At 61.1% G+C, this 15249-nt stretch carries 20 protein-coding genes and 2 pseudogenes; 12 read left to right on the top strand and 10 right to left on the bottom strand.

The window, feature by feature from the left end:
- The 3 genes and pseudogenes from ATY75_RS13325 to ATY75_RS13335 all read right to left on the bottom strand — a co-directional run.
- Positions 1 to 205: pseudogene (locus tag ATY75_RS13325) on the bottom strand (trehalose utilization protein ThuA); the annotation flags it as partial.
- Between the two features lie 191 nt (positions 206 to 396).
- On the bottom strand, positions 397 to 738 hold the full coding sequence (locus ATY75_RS13330) for an SMR family transporter (RefSeq protein ID WP_027683409.1): 342 nt from the start codon (positions 736 to 738) through the stop codon (positions 397 to 399).
- Between the two features lie 17 nt (positions 739 to 755).
- On the bottom strand, positions 756 to 1319 hold the full coding sequence (locus ATY75_RS13335; RefSeq protein ID WP_088937915.1) for a TetR/AcrR family transcriptional regulator: 564 nt from the start codon (positions 1317 to 1319) through the stop codon (positions 756 to 758).
- A 167-nt stretch (positions 1320 to 1486) separates the two neighbouring features.
- Between ATY75_RS13335 and ATY75_RS13340 the strand changes: the two genes are divergently transcribed.
- The gene (locus ATY75_RS13340) at positions 1487 to 1876 is read left to right on the top strand and encodes a group II truncated hemoglobin (RefSeq protein ID WP_085739019.1); all 390 of its coding nucleotides are present in this window, start codon (positions 1487 to 1489) and stop codon (positions 1874 to 1876) included.
- A gap of 2 nt (positions 1877 to 1878) precedes the next feature.
- Positions 1879 to 2250 carry a DUF423 domain-containing protein gene (locus ATY75_RS13345; protein WP_088937916.1) on the top strand — a complete coding sequence of 124 codons (372 nt, stop codon included), beginning with the start codon at positions 1879 to 1881 and terminating at the stop codon, positions 2248 to 2250.
- A 275-nt stretch (positions 2251 to 2525) separates the two neighbouring features.
- Here the strand turns inward: ATY75_RS13345 and ATY75_RS13355 are convergent, their stop codons facing one another.
- The 5 genes from ATY75_RS13355 to ATY75_RS13375 all read right to left on the bottom strand — a co-directional run bounded on the left by ATY75_RS13355 (position 2526) and on the right by ATY75_RS13375 (position 5457).
- Complete coding sequence (locus tag ATY75_RS13355) at positions 2526 to 2840, bottom strand: antibiotic biosynthesis monooxygenase (RefSeq protein ID WP_088937918.1); 315 nt, start codon at positions 2838 to 2840, stop codon at positions 2526 to 2528.
- A 9-nt stretch (positions 2841 to 2849) separates the two neighbouring features.
- Complete coding sequence (locus tag ATY75_RS13360) at positions 2850 to 3122, bottom strand: hypothetical protein (RefSeq protein WP_088937919.1); 273 nt, start codon at positions 3120 to 3122, stop codon at positions 2850 to 2852.
- Positions 3119 to 3529: a DUF2325 domain-containing protein gene (locus ATY75_RS13365; RefSeq protein WP_088937920.1), complete on the bottom strand. Its 411-nt coding sequence runs from the start codon at positions 3527 to 3529 to the stop codon at positions 3119 to 3121. Before ATY75_RS13365 ends, ATY75_RS13360 begins: the two co-directional genes overlap by 4 nt.
- A gap of 102 nt (positions 3530 to 3631) precedes the next feature.
- Complete coding sequence (locus ATY75_RS13370; RefSeq protein ID WP_088937921.1) at positions 3632 to 4975, bottom strand: energy transducer TonB; 1344 nt, start codon at positions 4973 to 4975, stop codon at positions 3632 to 3634.
- A 56-nt stretch (positions 4976 to 5031) separates the two neighbouring features.
- The gene (locus tag ATY75_RS13375) at positions 5032 to 5457 is read right to left on the bottom strand and encodes a hypothetical protein (protein ID WP_088937922.1); all 426 of its coding nucleotides are present in this window, start codon (positions 5455 to 5457) and stop codon (positions 5032 to 5034) included.
- A gap of 176 nt (positions 5458 to 5633) precedes the next feature.
- On the opposite strand from ATY75_RS13375, the gene ATY75_RS13380 reads away from it, so the two are divergent.
- The 7 genes and pseudogenes from ATY75_RS13380 (at position 5634) to ATY75_RS13410 (ending at position 10139) form a co-directional block, all read left to right on the top strand.
- Entirely contained in the window at positions 5634 to 5816 is a 183-nt protein-coding gene (locus ATY75_RS13380) for a hemin uptake protein HemP (protein ID WP_049731625.1), read from the top strand.
- 20 nt (positions 5817 to 5836) lie between these two features.
- Positions 5837 to 6886, top strand: a complete 1050-nt coding sequence (locus tag ATY75_RS13385) for a ChuX/HutX family heme-like substrate-binding protein (protein ID WP_088937923.1) — start codon at positions 5837 to 5839, stop codon at positions 6884 to 6886.
- A 16-nt stretch (positions 6887 to 6902) separates the two neighbouring features.
- Positions 6903 to 7310 (top strand): annotated as a pseudogene (locus ATY75_RS13390) (ABC transporter substrate-binding protein); the annotation flags it as partial.
- Positions 7311 to 7312: 2 nt separating this feature from the next.
- Positions 7313 to 8425, top strand: coding sequence for an iron ABC transporter permease (locus ATY75_RS13395; protein WP_088937924.1), 1113 nt, complete (start codon positions 7313 to 7315; stop codon positions 8423 to 8425).
- A 20-nt stretch (positions 8426 to 8445) separates the two neighbouring features.
- On the top strand, positions 8446 to 9240 hold the full coding sequence (locus ATY75_RS13400; RefSeq protein WP_088937925.1) for a heme ABC transporter ATP-binding protein: 795 nt from the start codon (positions 8446 to 8448) through the stop codon (positions 9238 to 9240).
- A 146-nt stretch (positions 9241 to 9386) separates the two neighbouring features.
- Positions 9387 to 9731 carry a DUF883 family protein gene (locus tag ATY75_RS13405; RefSeq protein ID WP_088937926.1) on the top strand — a complete coding sequence of 115 codons (345 nt, stop codon included), beginning with the start codon at positions 9387 to 9389 and terminating at the stop codon, positions 9729 to 9731.
- Between the two features lie 9 nt (positions 9732 to 9740).
- A complete protein-coding gene (locus tag ATY75_RS13410) occupies positions 9741 to 10139 on the top strand; it encodes a hypothetical protein (RefSeq protein ID WP_088937927.1) in 399 nt (132 codons plus the stop codon).
- Between the two features lie 304 nt (positions 10140 to 10443).
- Here the strand turns inward: ATY75_RS13410 and ATY75_RS13415 are convergent, their stop codons facing one another.
- Both ATY75_RS13415 and ATY75_RS13420 read right to left on the bottom strand, forming a co-directional pair.
- Positions 10444 to 11001, bottom strand: a complete 558-nt coding sequence (locus tag ATY75_RS13415; RefSeq protein WP_049731632.1) for an RNA polymerase sigma factor — start codon at positions 10999 to 11001, stop codon at positions 10444 to 10446.
- A 10-nt stretch (positions 11002 to 11011) separates the two neighbouring features.
- Entirely contained in the window at positions 11012 to 11218 is a 207-nt protein-coding gene (locus ATY75_RS13420) for a NepR family anti-sigma factor (protein ID WP_007630755.1), read from the bottom strand.
- 254 nt (positions 11219 to 11472) lie between these two features.
- On the opposite strand from ATY75_RS13420, the gene ATY75_RS13425 reads away from it, so the two are divergent.
- The 3 genes from ATY75_RS13425 to ATY75_RS13435 all read left to right on the top strand — a co-directional run bounded on the left by ATY75_RS13425 (position 11473) and on the right by ATY75_RS13435 (position 15239).
- On the top strand, positions 11473 to 12267 hold the full coding sequence (locus tag ATY75_RS13425; RefSeq protein WP_088937928.1) for a response regulator: 795 nt from the start codon (positions 11473 to 11475) through the stop codon (positions 12265 to 12267).
- Positions 12268 to 12468: 201 nt separating this feature from the next.
- Positions 12469 to 13455 carry a sensor histidine kinase gene (locus ATY75_RS13430; protein ID WP_088937929.1) on the top strand — a complete coding sequence of 329 codons (987 nt, stop codon included), beginning with the start codon at positions 12469 to 12471 and terminating at the stop codon, positions 13453 to 13455.
- Positions 13456 to 13877: 422 nt separating this feature from the next.
- A complete protein-coding gene (locus ATY75_RS13435) occupies positions 13878 to 15239 on the top strand; it encodes an NAD(P)-dependent oxidoreductase (protein WP_088937930.1) in 1362 nt (453 codons plus the stop codon).
- The last annotated feature ends 10 nt before the right edge of the window (positions 15240 to 15249 follow it).

A 15249-nucleotide genomic window follows, 5' to 3' on the forward strand; every position in this document is an offset into this window, starting at 1 on the left:
AGGTCAGCACATCGGTTTCGGCAAGCCGGGCTTCGCTGAGCCCATGCTCCGGCTCCTGCAGCGTCGCGGTCGTTGCCGAGATGGCGGGGTCGCTATTCAGCGCATTGGCGATCGTCGTATGCATGCCTTCGGGATAGATGCCCCGGACGATCGCATTGGTAGTCTCGTGGATATTCTCTCCCCAGACGACGGTGCGAATGGCCATGATGTGCTCCTGCAGAAACTGGAAGTATCGATAGACGGGAAGGCGGAATTCAAAGCGCTTTGGAAAACAGCGCTGGCTGCGCCTCGCCTCCTCCACGTCTCAGCAACACATAGACCTTTGTCAGGAATTTGACAAAGGGGAAAATTTATCGGTGGAACTCTGGAAATATTGCAGGCAATATCACAACAATATCAATGGGAAACGGATTTGGAGAAGAGATTGACGACGACAACGCCTGAAATGATCAGCCCGAGCCCGACGATCGCCGGCAGATCGAGACGCTGCTTGAAGAAGACCAGACCGACCGAAGAAATCAGCACGATTCCCAAAGCGCTCCAAATCGCATAGGCGATGCCGACGGGGATGCTTTTCAGCGTCAGCGACAGGCAATAGAAGGCGGCCGCATAGCAGGCGACGACGAGCGCCGTCGGCCCGATGCGGGTAAACTGCTGCGACAGCTGCAGCGCGGTCGTGCCGATGACCTCGAGCACGATGGCGGCAAACAACAGCCCGTAGACGGCGGCCTGGCTCATGACGAAATTCCTTCGGATTATTTCCCGGTCAGTTCGATAAGGCGATCGATGAGGTGCCGCCTCAGAACGCCGTCGATATCATGGCTTTCCAGCGTATCCGCAAACCACAGCCCATCGGCGGCAAAACGCACGAGCTGTGTGTCGAGGGAAGAATCGGTGCCCACATATTCCTCCGCCCGCGCCTGCACCCATCGGCGCCAGCGAAGGCGCAGCCGGGGTTCGGCAAGAAGCGCGATCGTCACCTGCGTCCAACTCCTGGAATCGTCGGGACGATCCCTGAGACCGGATACGGCCCTCACATAGGCGCGGGTAAAACGGCCCTGCGGCAGCGGATCGCCGCGCATCAGCTCCTCTATATCGGCGTCGAACTTTTCGAGCAGGCTCTCGAACAAGGCATCAAGCAGCGCATTCTTCGTCGGGAAGTGATGCAGCAGCCCGCCCTTGCTGACGCTGGAGGCGGCGGAAACCGCATCGAGCGTGACGGCGGCCATGCCTTCGCTGGCAGCAAGGCGCGCCGCGACATCCAGCAACTGCTGGCGCACGAGGACAGGCTGTTTTTTGCGATGATGAGCGTTTGACATGCCGAATAAAAGATACCGTCCGGACGGTTTTGTCAAGAAGAATCGCTGTATCCCCTGCCCCGCGGGCATTATGCGCGAAATGCCGCGGCACCTTGATGACAGTTGCGATCATTTTCCATCAGGTGCATGAAGGATCGGGGAATGGGGATGATATCGGGGATGGTTTCGTGACGGAGAAAGTCACCACTTTATATGAAGCGATCGGCGGCGATCCCACCGTGCGGGCGCTGACGCATCGCTTCTATGCGCTGATGGATAAGCTGCCCGAGGCAAGCAACGTGCGCGCGGTGCATCCGCCAAGCCTCGAAGGCAGCGAAGAGAAGTTCTACGAATATATGACCGGTTATCTCGGCGGCCCGCCGCTCTATACCGACAAACGCGGCCATCCGCGCCTGCGCAGCCGCCATTTCGTCGCCGAGATCGGCCCGGTCGAGCGCGACGAATGGCTGCTCTGCTTCCGCCGCGCGCTCGACGAGACGATCGCGAGCCAGGCGCTGCGCGATCTCATCTGGGCGCCGGTAGAACGGCTCGCCCATCACATGCAGAACAAGGAATAGTCATGAGCCTGAACACGCGCCTGGAGCCGGTGCTTTATCTCTTTGCCGGCCTGTTCGGCGCAGCCGGCGTGGCACTCGCCGCTCTTGCCGCCCATGGCGGCGGGCAAGCCAATCTCGCCGCATCCGCATCGACCATGTGTCTCGCACACGCCCCTGCCCTGCTGGCATTGGCTCTCGGCACCGCCAGGCTCAAAACCGCCTGGCTGGCCGGTTTGCTGATGATCTTGGGAACGCTGCTCTTTGCGGGCGATCTGGTCTCGCTGCGTTTTGGCGGCTCCGGCCTCTTCCCCTATGCCGCCCCGACCGGCGGCTGGGCGATGATGCTTGGCTGGCTGGCCATTGCGGCGGGCGCCGTTTTTCGGATACGCTCCTGAGAGAGCGTTGGATCCGCACATCCTCTTCTCGATGACGAATGTGCCTCAAATTGGTCATCGGCATATCGGGACAGTTGATGGGAAGCTCCGCCTCTCTTCCCTCATCCCTGTGCTCGTCACAGGCATCCAGCGCGCCCAAGTCCTTGGACGCACGAAACTCGCTTCCAGCGTATCAGTCATTCACGGCGCGGACGCGCCGTGGCTGGATTCCTGTGACGGGCACAGGAATGAGGGAGGGTGGAGAACGCCTCGCCTTCCACCCACGCAAACCGCAATCAAATGCCCTCAACCACATTGAAGCCTTCGAAAACGGGCGGGCCCTTGTACATCGCCTTGCGGTCGCCGGCATTACGGTGCGCGGCGCGAAAATTCTCGGACTTCGTCCAGTTCTGGAAATCCGCTTCGCTCTTCCAGACCGTGTGCGAGGAATAGAGCGTGTAGCCCTCCTCTTCGTTGAGCTTGCCGCGCAGCAGGCGGAATTCGACAAAACCGGGCACTTCGGCCAGGCTGGAATCGCGATTACGCCAGACCGTCTCGAAATCACTTTCGTTCCCGGTTGCGACCTTGAAGCGGTTCATTGCGATATACATGCGATCTCCTTACGCCTTCCTCTTGCCGGCCCTTGCCGCATACGAGGGAAAGGCGAGAATATTATTGCCGTTTGCCGCCGCCGCGCCAAGCGGCCTCGTCGTCGCTTCTCCGGGCATGCGCGCTTCCCAGGTCGGGAACAGCGCCACATTCTGGTAGATCTCCTGGCGTTCGGCATGCTGGCGGAAAAGTTCGTAGAGCTCAGGCACGAGGCCCTCGCCCGTCTGCGCGGCAAGCTTGTGCAGGCCGATCATGGTGAAGCCGTCGGGACGCTGATCGTTCATCGGGAATTGTCTCGTTCGTTCATTGTCTGCAGCGCACGTTCCAGGCTGGACTTGCTGCCGTTGCGAAGCGGGATGAAGGCCTTGCTGAACTTCTTGCAGCCCGTCTTCACCCGCAGGCAGGCATCGTGGCTGATACAGTCGATGGGGCAGAACACGCAATCGACAGAAGGAAGCAACGTGTCGATGCGGGAAACCGCCTCGCGAAGACCGCCGTCGTGATGAATGAGCTCGGCGCCGAAATTGCTGGCAATCTGGCGAAGATGCGCCACCTGGCAGTCACGGCCGCCGACATAGAGGAAACTGCGGCCATCCAGTTTGGGCCGCCCGGAGGAGGCCTGACCAACGCCCTCAGCCGCGACGACATCGCGGACCTCCCGGTTCGATCCCTTCTTGCCCTTGCGAGCCATATACCACCCCGTTCACTCGTTGATCGTCACACGATTCCTGCGTGTGCGGGTGGACCTTATTAAACTTGATTTTTATAGTAAAGTATAAAGTTGATTATCATATTATCTGGTGACCTGGACCTCCTGGGAAAAGGTCCAGCTAGCCTTCCCCCATTCGGAAGGCAGAGGGGGGAACGGCGCCGCGCGCCGCACACCATCCAAAACAGCTTTATCCAACTCCGCAACACCCGAACTGCGAGCAACGGAAACCGATGCCACCCTACCTGTTCCGTTAATCGTCAATTGAACCCTGACGGTAATGCTACCGCCCATGTTCTTGTATGCATTGGGCACTCGAACGGCGCGCCGGATCCGCTTCTGTACCTTGCCCGGGTAGTTGGCTACGGCCGCGCTTCCCATACCATCGCTTCCGCCGGTCGCGGTTGATGTTCCATCAGTTTCCGGCCCGTTCTGACCGTTGACCACGCCCCTCGTCCGGTTTTCACGATCTAAGCCCTCGTCTCCACCCGCAGGTTTCGCCTTCTTTTGAGACTGTTTCTTTTCGACCGGTTTCGGCTTTTCAGCCTTTGGCTTCGGTTTTGGCACCGGCTTTTCTTCAGATTCGGGCGAGACCTCTGCAGTCTCGACCGGTCTTACTTCTTCCGGCGGAACTTCGGTGGGCTGTACCGCCATTGGCGCTATCTCTGCCGATACTATTGCCTGCGAGGCATCAGGCGTCAGCTGTTCGGGCAAAGTCGTCGCCATCGGCTGAACGACGAAAGATTCTGCAGGGCTCTCTGAGACAAGCACCTCTGGCACGGCGGCAACAACGGTCTCAGGGGAAATATGCGTAACGTCCTGCACCACCGGCACGGACTCCGCCGTGTCGGTTTCAACCCGCTGGGTATGGTTCGGCGGCACGGCATCTAGCTCAGTGGCCTCTTCCGATTGAACTGTATCCGGTTCAACCTCTTCCGCCGCAACTTGCTCGGGCTGCCGTTCTAATTCCGGATCACCTGCCAATGTCTGATTGAAGTCAGAATCGCCGTAAACGACGACGCTGACAGCTTCACCAGCGTCTTCGATTGCTTCGTCCGGCGGTCGTGGCATAAATAAGCTGAGAGCAACCACCAAACCGGCGTGAAAAAGGAATGAACCGACACACGTCAGCGCCACCCGCCGCCGCACCGGCTTCTGCTCATCTTCCTGCTTCTCCACCGCCGCATCCATCGGCGGCGCAGGAGCGGGAGCGGCCGGTTCGGCTTCAGGATGGTCGGGAAAGGAGGATATCTGCGCAAAACGCGTGTAGTGGATCACCGTTTCGCCGGCCGGCTGCCGCTGCGCATTGCGCAATTCGGCAAGCTCATGGCCGGGATGCATGCCGGGCGTGTTGTCGTTCAGGCTGCTATCGGCGTCCGCCTCCCCGATGAGCGCCTGTCTCGATCTGGATTTCGCTGAAATCGCCATTGTCTACGCCTCGGACAGCCTGAAACATGTCCGCCGGGGTCAGCCCCGGCGTTATCTTAGCCCTCGAAGGGAACGGAAATCTGCGAGCGGGTGACGAGGCCCTTCATGCATTCGCCCGCCGCCGGCCCGTCGCAGACGGGCGTGTCGTTGATGAGGATGCGCGTTACGCTCTCGCATTTGACATTCGGCATATCGAACTGTCGCACCCGCTTCTTGCCCTGCGGCAGATCGCGGAAATCGAGCACGGTGATGCGGTCGACGGCTTTCTTGTCGTTGAAGAAGGCAAGCTCGAAGGAGATCTTGTTGATGGCGGTCGGCAGCTGGTTCAGCGCCACGAAGGTCATCATGCAGCCCTTCTGCGAGGGCGCCAGCGCATTGAGTTCGACATCGAGGGAGGCTGCCGGTGCCGCCTCCTGCGCCTGAGAAACGCTTGAAAACGCCATCGCCATGCCGGCCGCAACAGCCGCAAACCTACCTGTCATAAAACCTTCTCCGTCGTGGTCGCGTGCCGCCGGCAGGCAGCTCGCATCAGCAATTTCGAAAACTTGACTGTATTAGTCTCCTATTGCGTCTTTAAAAAACTATGAGTAAGAAAGTCAAGATAAATGTCGCCACCACCGGGACCCAGAACCCCGGCCTCACGGAATTGCCAACCGAAATGATGGTTGAAAAGCCAGATAACTTTAAGCACGTGCCGCTGCCGAGCGAGCCCGCGGCGCAGCACAGGATCGTCGAAAGCGCGGATCTTTTCCGCGGCGCGAACGAGATCATGATCAGACACGACGGCGTGATCTATCGCCTGAAGATCACCCGCCAGGGCAAGCTCATTCTCAATAAGTAGGGCCAATAGTTAGGTAACACATGACCGAACAGACAAGACCGGCGCCAGCCGAAATCCGTGCGTTTCGCGCCGAAAATCCGAAACTGCGCGAGCGCGATATCGCCGCCCGGCTGAAGATTTCCGAGGCCGCCCTCGTCGCCGCCGAGACCGGCATCAGCGTCACCCGCATCGATGGCAGCGCGCTGAAGTTTCTCGAACGCGTGGCGAGCCTCGGCGAAGTGATGGCGCTGTCGCGCAACGAAAGTGCCGTGCACGAAAAGATCGGCATCTTCGAAAACATCAAAAGCGGCGCGCAGGCGGCCATCGTTCTCGGTGAGAATATCGACCTGCGCATCTTCCCGAGCCGCTGGGAACACGGCTTCGCCGTATCCAAGGCGGATGGCGACCAGGTGCGCCTCAGCCTGCAATATTTCGACAAGGCGGGCAACGCCGTGCACAAGGTGCACCTGCGCCCGAATTCGAATGTCGAGGCCTATCATGCGATGGTTGCCGCGTTGAGGCTGGAAGACCAGTCGCAGGATTTCGTCGAGGTCGCGACCTCAAATATCGTCGATGAAACCGCCGACGTCAGCCGCGACGAACTGCGCGACAATTGGAGCAGGCTCACCGATACCCACGAATTCTTCGGCATGCTCAAGCGCCTGAAGATCGGCCGCCAGGCGGCCGTGCGCAGCGTCGGCGACGACTATGCCTGGAAGGTCGACAACAGCGCGACGGCGGAGATGATGCATGCCTCGGTGAAATCCGGCCTGCCGATCATGTGCTTCGTCGCCAATGACGGCATCGTCCAGATCCATTCCGGCCCGATCTTCAATGTCCAGGCGATGGGCCCATGGATCAATATCATGGACCCGACCTTCCATCTGCATCTGCGCCAGGATCACATCGCCGAGACCTGGGCCGTGCGCAAGCCGACCACGGACGGCCACGTCACTTCGCTGGAGGCTTACAATACGCAAGGCGAGATGATCATCCAGTTCTTCGGCAAGCGGAAGGAAGGTTCCGACGAACGCCCCGAGTGGCGCGAGATCATGGAAAACCTGCCGCGGGCAGCAAGTGTCGCCGCATAAGGATTGCAACGATGACGATGCGGCGATCACTGAGGCCGAAAAGCGTCCGGAGGCCGATCGCAAGCGCGTCCTCTTCATCCTCAGCGCCCAGAACGGCCGGATCATGGCCTCGGGCACCGGCACGGCGGCCGACGGCATCGTCAAGCTCGCCGGCGCCATCAACGCCGTCGGCGCATTCCCGGGTTACAAGCCGCTGACCGATGAGGCGATCATCGAAGCCAAGCCCGACATCATCCTGATGATGAACCGCGGCGATGGCGCCGGCACCAAGAACGAGGATCTGCTGGCCCAGCCGGCGATCGCGCTGACGCCGGCCGGCGAGAAGAAGGCGATCATCCGCATGGACGGCATCTACCTACTCGGCTTCGGCCCGCGCACTGCAGCCGCCGCGCGTGAGCTCAACGCGGCGATCTACGGGGGCTGATCATGGCCCTGCCGCGAGCCATGATGGAACGAAGGCGACCATTCCCGATGGTGGAAATCCGCGCAAACCGGCAGGCGGGCGACAGAACGCGGCTCGCCCTGCTGGTCATCGCGCTGCTCGTCATCGGCTCAGTCTTCTCGATGCTGTTTGCGGTGACGACCGGCGCCTCGGATGCCTCGATCCTCGACGTGATCGGCAACATGGCCGGTTCCGAGACGGCGCTCAGCATGCGTGACCGGATCATCATCTTCGACATCCGCCTGCCGAGAGCGATCCTCGGCTTCCTGATCGGCGCCTCGCTGGCCGTTTCCGGCACGGTGATGCAGGGCCTGTTCCGCAATCCACTGGCCGATCCCGGCCTCATCGGCGTCTCCTCCGGAGCAAGTCTCGGTGCCGTCACCATGATCGTGCTCGGCGGCAGCCTTGCAGCACCGCTTGAGGCACTTCTCGGCATCTATGCCCTGCCGGCGGCCGCCTTTGGCGGCGGTCTCGTCACGACGCTGCTGCTTTACAGGATCGCCACCCGCCACGGCCAGACCTCGGTGGCGACGATGCTGCTGGCCGGCATCGCGCTCAGCGCGCTAGCCCTGGCGATGACAGGTCTGCTGATCTACATGGCCAACGACCAGCAGCTGCGCGACCTGACTTTCTGGAGCATGGGCTCGCTGGCCGGCGCCACATGGACGAAGATCGCCGCCGCCGGCCCAATCATTCTGCTGTCCTTTACCGCCCTGCCCCTCATGGCTCGCGGCCTCAATGCCATCACGCTCGGCGAGGCCGCCGCCTTTCATATGGGCGTGCCGGTGCAGCGGCTGAAGAATGTCGCGATCGTCGGCGTCGCCGCGGCGACCGGTGCCTCCGTCGCCGCCAGCGGCGGCATTGGTTTCGTCGGCATCGTCGTGCCGCACATCCTGCGCATGGCGATCGGCCCGGACAATCGTTTCCTGCTGCCGGCCGCAGCTCTTCTCGGCGGCTCGCTGCTGATATTCGCCGATGTCCTGGCGCGCACCCTGGTCGCCCCGGCCGAGCTGCCGATCGGCATCATCACCGCGGCGGTCGGCGGGCCGTTCTTCCTGTGGATTCTGCTGAGGCAGCGTTCGCGCCTTGCCCTGTGAGTGCTGTCGTGAGTGACGAGATGATCGAAGTGTCCGGCCTCTCCGTGCGCCTTTCCGGCAAATCAATCATCAGTGACGTCGCCTTCGCGGCCAAGGCCGGCGAGCTGACGGCGATTGCCGGGCCGAACGGCTCCGGCAAGACGACGACGATGAAAGCCATATCGGGCGAGCTTGCCTATGGCGGCTCGGTGCGCATCGGCGGCAACGAGGTGAAAGAGCTGAAACCCTGGCGGCTTGCCGCCCTTCGCGGCGTGCTGCCGCAGGCAAGCACCATCTCGTTTCCCTTCACCGTGCGCGAAATCGTCCGCATAGGCCTGACATCGGGCATCAACCTCAATCCCGACAAGGCCGAGCAGACGGCGGCTGCCGCACTCGCAGCGGTCGACCTGACCGGCTTCGAAGGCCGTTTCTATCAGGAACTCTCCGGCGGCGAGCAGCAGCGCGTTCAGCTTGCCCGCGTGCTCTGCCAGATCGCCGAACCCATCGTCGACGGCAAACCCTGCTGGCTGCTGCTCGACGAGCCGGTCTCAAGCCTCGACATCAGCCACCAGCTGACGATCATGACGCTTGCCCGAAATTTCTGCGAACGCGGTGGCGGCGTCATCGCCGTCATGCATGATCTCAACCTGACAGCGCTCTTTGCCGACCGCATCGTGCTGATGAAATCCGGCCGCCTCGCCGCCGCAGGCAATATCGGTGACGTGTTGACGGATGAAACTATGCTGTCGGTATTCGGCTGCGCGCTGCGCATCAACCAGGTACCGGCCGACGGCACGCCCTTCGTCCTCGCCCACAGCGCCATTTCCCGCTCCTGACCGCCGCTGGCGGAACTTTTGACCGCCCGGCACGTTTTCGGCAGTGATCTGGGTCAATGCCGGGCGATATCTCTTATGCAACGGACGGTGGTAACCCCAGTGCGAAATAGGCGGGCTTGCGCGCGCCCCAGCCAATGGAGACAGCCATGAGCTATTCTATCTTCCAGTCCGGCCGCAGCCGCCGCAACGGCACCTTCCACCATCTCGAATCCGGCATCGAGGAGCAGATCGAGGCGCTGCGTGACGAACTCGCGGAACTGACGCGCCTCGTCGGCAAGAGTTCACGTTACCAAGGCGAGAAAATCCGCAGCCAGGCCGGCGCCGGTTATGAGGAACTGCTCGGCCGCAGCGAGGATCTGTTGCGCGAATTGCAGCACGGCTATGAGCGCGGCGCGACCGAAATGCGCGACACCGTGCGCAAACATCCGCTGGCAACCATCGGCGCCGCTGCCGCGTTCGGCCTGGCCATCGCCTTCCTCGCCCGCCGCTGAGGAAGCGCGATGCTGTCGATCCTCAGCCTGCTGACTGGCGCAAGCGTGCACCGGACCGTTGCACGCGCCAAGCGCAATAGCATTTTCATCGCGCTTGCCGCACTTTTCCTCCTCACCGCCTACGCGCTGGCCGTCACCGCCGGCGCCATCTGGCTCGCCGGCATCTACGGCGCGCTCGCCGCCGTTCTTTTCCTGGCCGCCTGCGCGCTGCTGATCGCCATCATCGCGCTGGTGGTGATGGTCGTCATCAACGCCCGGGAGAAGCGCCGCGCCCGCGAACGCCGTGCCGCGCTGGAATCTCTGGCGACAGTGGGCCTCGGCCTCGTCCGCGCCCAGCCGTTGCTGGCGGCCGGCGTGCTGGCGGCGATCGCTGCGGCTAATCTGGTGGGGACGAAGCGGGAGGATTGATCTTCTTGCGACGACCACCTCCCCGATCCGAAGAGGGGAAGCACCCACCTCGCCTCCCTCATTCCTGTGCTCGTCACAGGAATCCAGCCACGGCGCGTCCGCGCCGTGAATGAACCGAATCGCGATGAAAAAGTCTTTCGCGCCCAAGGACTTGGGCGAACTGGATTCCTGTGACAAGCACGGGAATGAGGGTGGAGAGGGGGTGCCCTAATGGCATCGGCCAAGCAGACGCTCGTTCTGCTCGCCAACCGACAACGTCAAAAGAGCCGGAGCCTAACAGAGCAACCGGCTTCTCTATCACTTCTTAAAACGCAAACGCCTTCGACGTCAGCGGCGCCGAGGTGGCATCAGGGCCGAAATCGGCCTCGCCGGAAATCTGCAGCAATTCCTGCAGTCGCTGGCGGGCGCGGTTGACCCGGCTCTTGATGGTGCCGACGGCGCAGCCGCAGATTTCGGCGGCTTCCTCGTAGGAAAAACCCGAGGCGCCGACGAGGATGATCGCCTCGCGCTGGTCCGGCGGCAGCTGGTCGAGCGCCTTCTTGAAGTCCTGCAGATCGAGGGCGCCGTATTGCGACGGGTGCATCGCCATCGATTCGGTGAACAGCCCGTCGCTGTCCTGGATCTCGCGGCCGCTCTTGCGCATCTGGCTGTAGAGTTCGTTGCGCAGGATCGTGAAGAGCCAGGCCTTCATATTGGTGCCCATCTCGAAATGATCCTGTTTGGCCCAGGCCTTCATGATGGTGTCCTGGACGAGATCGTCGGCACGATCATGCCGTCCGATGAGCGAAATTGCGAAAGCGCGGAGACTTGGGAGGGCCGCCAGCAATTCCCGCTTGAAGCTGGGTTGCGTTTTTTCTTCCATGCGGACGATCCTATTCGGCCATCTTGGCAGAAGCCATCATTTCGGCATGGTCGAGCTTTTCGAGAAGGTCGAGAAAACGGTCCGGGATCGCCTCCTCCTGCGCGGAGGCATAGAGCGACCGCAGCCTGACGCCGATCTGATTGTTCGGGTCGAGGATATCGCTTGCCCGCAGCTCCAGCTTGCGCTGATCGGCTGCTTCTTTCTTGCGTGTCGTCATCAATTCGTCTTCTCGCCGGTTGTCTGTTGGGGCGTGCATGGGGCTGATCACGATTTCAACCATCGACACCGACCCTTCGATTGCCGATGTCGCTGGCATTTATTGCTGCATGGGTCAAAACGCTACGCCCTTTCTTCGTCGGCTTGAATAATGCGGCGCGACAAAAAAAGTTCCTGCCGTTCCGGAACTTTTTTATCAAGGCGACGTTAACCGCTCATTGGAGCCAATGACCGGCCTGCATACGGGAGCCCTTAATGACACTTTCTACTCGAATTGCGCCGCACCTTCCTTATCTGCGCCGCTATTCCCGCGCCCTGACCGGCACTCAGACTTCGGGCGACGCTTATGTCGCCGCCGTTCTCGAAGCTATCATCGCCGATCTCACCATTTTCCCGGATACGGCGAATGACCGGGTGGCACTCTACAAACTGTTTACACAATTGTTTGGTTCCACCGCCGTCCAGATTCCGGAACCGACCTCGCCCTATGCCTGGGAACAGCGCGCCACCTTGAACCTTTCGAAGGTTTCACCGGGCGCCCGTCAGGCCTTCCTGCTTGCCTCCGTGGAGAATTTCCGCGTCGCCGAGATCGGCGAAATCCTGGAGCTCGACGAACAGGACGTCATGCGTCTGCTCGACATGGCCTCGCAGGAGATTTCCCGCCAGGTTGCGACCGATATCATGATCATCGAGGATGAACCGCTGATCGCCATGGATATCGAGCAAATGGTCGAAAGCCTCGGCCATCGCGTCACCGGCATTGCCCGCACCCATGCCGAGGCCGTCGCGCTCTATAACAAGACCAAGCCGAGTATGGTGCTGGCCGATATCCAGCTGGCCGACGGCAGTTCCGGCATCGACGCCGTCAACGACATCCTCAAGACGTCGAGCGTGCCGGTGATCTTCATTACCGCTTTCCCGGAAAGGCTTTTGACCGGCGAGCGCCCCGAACCGACTTTCCTTGTCACCAAACCCTTCAACCCAGACATGGTCAAGGCATTGATCAGCCAAGCTCTTTTCTTCAACGAATCGACCAAAGTGGCCGCCTGAGACGCAATTTTCCGGCCTTCGGAACCAAATCGCCAAAGCAGGCGTTCCGGTGCTACCGGGACGCTCCGCTGGCCTTAACGGTTTTTGCAGCGCTTTGTTCTAGAGTTGACGGGCGGCGTCTCTGAGGGCGCTTCCTTCAGCGACGTTCAAGATGTCACAAGGAAAGGCGGCCGAGTGAATACGACGGAACCATTATCCGGCATGCCTTTTACCTTCGAGGGCAAAGCCGCAATGATGGAACGCGCGCTCGGCAGCGCCGGGATTTCAATCCTTTGCCAGGACGCCCGGCTGGCAATATTCTATGCCGAAAATCTGCCGCCGCATTTCGCAGCGCTCTTCATCCCGGGCGGCGGCGATGCCGCCCTGTTTGGCGACGCGCACGGCCGGTATCTGACGGCGCTGAAACACAAGGTGCTGGAAACCGGCATCCCCAACAATGCCGAAGTCGAGATCGACATCGACGGCGAAATGCGCACCTATGAGCTGAAGATTCAGCGCACCGGCAAACGCGGCACCCATGGACTTCTGTCGGTCATGGCGGAGGTCACCGAAAGCCGGCATCGTGAAAAAGTGCTGAAATCGCTGCTGCGTGAACTCTCGCACCGCTCGAAGAACCTTCTTGCCATCATCCAGGGCATCGCCACGCAGACGGCGCGCAATACGCTCTCCCTCGACAGCTTCCTCCTCAAGTTCCGCGGGCGGCTGCAATCGCTTTCCAACTCGCAGGATCTGATCACGGATTCGAGCTGGCGCGGCGCCTATCTGTTCGAACTTGCCGAAAAGCAATTCGCTCCCTACTGGCCGGAAACATCAGGCTCGATGCCGATCTACGGCATCAACGCCCATCTGACGCCGAATGCCGCCGTGCATCTCGGGCTCGCCCTGCACGAACTCATCGTCAACTCCGCCTCCTATGGCGCGATATCCGGTGGCGCCGCCTCGATCACCTTGAATTGCCGCGACGCCATGATCGGCGACAGGAAGGCGATCGAAGTCATCTGGGCAGAGGTGCTGCAGAACCAGTCGGAAGTCCACGAATTCAGCGACAACAGCTTCGGCCGCACCGTGCTCGAGCGTGTCGTACCCTCGTCGGTCAACGGCAAGGCGGAGCTGAACCTCGTTCCCGGCCGCATCGAATATCGCCTGACCATTCCGGAAACCGAATTCGAGATTTTCAAGCGCGTGTGAAACTCTGGGAAAAGCCTGGGAAACACTACAGCCGAACGGAAAAACAGCCGGTGCGAGGGCGGCGCACCGGCTGTCTTCACTCACCGGGAGGGGACCGTGAGTACGTCCGGATAGTGGGTTGGGGGCGCGCATGTTGGGTCGATGCGATCACCATCCGGATATCGCAATAACGACGACCTCAGACATTGGTTCCCTCCGCCGACAAAAAAATTCGACTTTTTTTAATCTTTTTTGGGATACCCGTCTCCGGCCATACGCCCGATCATTTCAGCAACGAGCGCCGCTGAAAATTAAACCGACAAAACAGTTACTTATCGAACAGCGTCCAAGACAAGATCGTCAAAATTTTACCGTTTGATAAATTTTTAAACCTGAGTTACGCTTTCCCTCACAGGCCGTTTACCAATAATGAGGGAACTTCAATGGAACGACTGGAAACCGGGATTCATGCCGGCCGGCTTTCGCCCGCCGAGTATGAGGCTAATTTTTCCGATCTTCATCCGCGCCTCGACAATCATGAGGCGCTGGTCGCCGCCGATCGCTGTTATTTCTGTTACGACGCGCCGTGCATGACGGCCTGTCCCACCTCGATCGACATTCCGCTGTTCATCCGCCAGATTTCGACCGGTAACCCGATCGGCTCGGCCAAGACGATCTTCGATCAGAACATCCTCGGCGGCATGTGCGCCCGCGTCTGTCCCACCGAAGAGCTCTGCGAACAAGCCTGTGTGCGCAACACGGCCGAGGAACGCCCCGTCGAGATCGGCCGGCTGCAGCGTTATGCGACCGATGCCGCCATGCAGGCCGGCAAACAGTTCTATGCCAGGGCCGAAGCGTCAGGAAAGACGATCGCCGTCGTCGGCGCGGGCCCGGCGGGCCTTGCCGCCGCCCATCGCCTGGCCGTGAAGGGCCATTCGGTCGTCATCTATGACGGCAGGGAAAAATCTGGCGGCCTCAACGAATATGGCATTGCCACCTACAAGACCGTCGACGATTTCGCCCAGCAGGAAGTCGACTACATCCTCTCGGTCGGCGGCATCGATGTCCGCCACGGCGCTCTTCTCGGCCGCGATTTTTCGCTCGCCGACCTGCAGGCGCAATATGACGCCGTCTTCCTCGGCATCGGCCTTGCCGGTGTCAATGCGCTGCGCATCGACGGCGAGAACCTCGCCGGCGTCGACGACGCCGTCGATTTCATCGCCGCACTCCGTCAGGCTGAGGACAAGGGCCAAATCGCTATTGGCCGCCGTGTCGTCGTCCTCGGCGGCGGCATGACGGCGATCGACGCTGCCGTCCAGGCCAAGCTGCTCGGCGCCGAGGAGGTGACGATCTGTTATCGCCGCGGCAAGGAGCAGATGAACGCCTCCGAATACGAGCAGGATCTGGCAAGCTCCAAGGGCGTGATCATCCGCCACTGGCTGGCGCCGAAATCGATCCTGTCGCAGGACGGCAAGGTCGCCGCCATCGAGGTGGAATATACGCGGATTGTCGAAGGCCGCCTCATCGGCACCGGCGAGACCGGCGTCATCGCCGCCGACCAGATCTTCAAGGCGATCGGCCAGAGCTTTGATGCCTCGGGTCTCGGTTCGCTGCGCATGGAATCCGGCCGTATCGCCGTCGATGTCGACGGCCACACCTCGCTCGATGGTGTTTGGGCCGGCGGCGACTGCGTCTTCGGCGGCGACGATCTCACGGTTTCCGCCGTCGCCCATGGCCGCGACGCGGCTGAATCCATCCATCGCGCCCTGACTGCAGCAGCCGCTCCGGCTGTCGCGGTCGCCTGAAGGGGAGAAT

It is taken from the genome of Rhizobium sp. N122 (genome assembly GCF_002211295.1).
In the GTDB taxonomy this organism is placed as follows: Bacteria; Pseudomonadota; Alphaproteobacteria; order Rhizobiales; family Rhizobiaceae; genus Rhizobium.

Bases quoted from the DNA above. Each gene is read 5' to 3' on its own strand.
- ATY75_RS13400 (WP_088937925.1), top strand. From the start codon at position 8,446: ATGATCGAAGTGTCCGGCCTCTCCGTGCGCCTTTCCGGCAAATCAATC.
- ATY75_RS13345 (WP_088937916.1), top strand. From the start codon at position 1,879: ATGAGCCTGAACACGCGCCTGGAGCCGGTGCTTTATCTCTTTGCCGGC.
- ATY75_RS13425 (WP_088937928.1), top strand. From the start codon at position 11,473: ATGACACTTTCTACTCGAATTGCGCCGCACCTTCCTTATCTGCGCCGC.
- ATY75_RS13405 (WP_088937926.1), top strand. From the start codon at position 9,387: ATGAGCTATTCTATCTTCCAGTCCGGCCGCAGCCGCCGCAACGGCACC.
- ATY75_RS13430 (WP_088937929.1), top strand. From the start codon at position 12,469: ATGCCTTTTACCTTCGAGGGCAAAGCCGCAATGATGGAACGCGCGCTC.
- ATY75_RS13355 (WP_088937918.1), bottom strand. From the start codon at position 2,840: ATGTATATCGCAATGAACCGCTTCAAGGTCGCAACCGGGAACGAAAGT.
- ATY75_RS13420 (WP_007630755.1), bottom strand. From the start codon at position 11,218: ATGACGACACGCAAGAAAGAAGCAGCCGATCAGCGCAAGCTGGAGCTG.
- ATY75_RS13410 (WP_088937927.1), top strand. From the start codon at position 9,741: ATGCTGTCGATCCTCAGCCTGCTGACTGGCGCAAGCGTGCACCGGACC.
- ATY75_RS13435 (WP_088937930.1), top strand. From the start codon at position 13,878: ATGGAACGACTGGAAACCGGGATTCATGCCGGCCGGCTTTCGCCCGCC.
- ATY75_RS13330 (WP_027683409.1), bottom strand. From the start codon at position 738: ATGAGCCAGGCCGCCGTCTACGGGCTGTTGTTTGCCGCCATCGTGCTC.
- ATY75_RS13360 (WP_088937919.1), bottom strand. From the start codon at position 3,122: ATGAACGATCAGCGTCCCGACGGCTTCACCATGATCGGCCTGCACAAG.
- ATY75_RS13370 (WP_088937921.1), bottom strand. From the start codon at position 4,975: ATGGCGATTTCAGCGAAATCCAGATCGAGACAGGCGCTCATCGGGGAG.
- ATY75_RS13380 (WP_049731625.1), top strand. From the start codon at position 5,634: ATGATGGTTGAAAAGCCAGATAACTTTAAGCACGTGCCGCTGCCGAGC.
- ATY75_RS13415 (WP_049731632.1), bottom strand. From the start codon at position 11,001: ATGGAAGAAAAAACGCAACCCAGCTTCAAGCGGGAATTGCTGGCGGCC.
- ATY75_RS13395 (WP_088937924.1), top strand. From the start codon at position 7,313: ATGGCCCTGCCGCGAGCCATGATGGAACGAAGGCGACCATTCCCGATG.
- ATY75_RS13365 (WP_088937920.1), bottom strand. From the start codon at position 3,529: ATGGCTCGCAAGGGCAAGAAGGGATCGAACCGGGAGGTCCGCGATGTC.
- ATY75_RS13385 (WP_088937923.1), top strand. From the start codon at position 5,837: ATGACCGAACAGACAAGACCGGCGCCAGCCGAAATCCGTGCGTTTCGC.
- ATY75_RS13375 (WP_088937922.1), bottom strand. From the start codon at position 5,457: ATGACAGGTAGGTTTGCGGCTGTTGCGGCCGGCATGGCGATGGCGTTT.
- ATY75_RS13335 (WP_088937915.1), bottom strand. From the start codon at position 1,319: ATGTCAAACGCTCATCATCGCAAAAAACAGCCTGTCCTCGTGCGCCAG.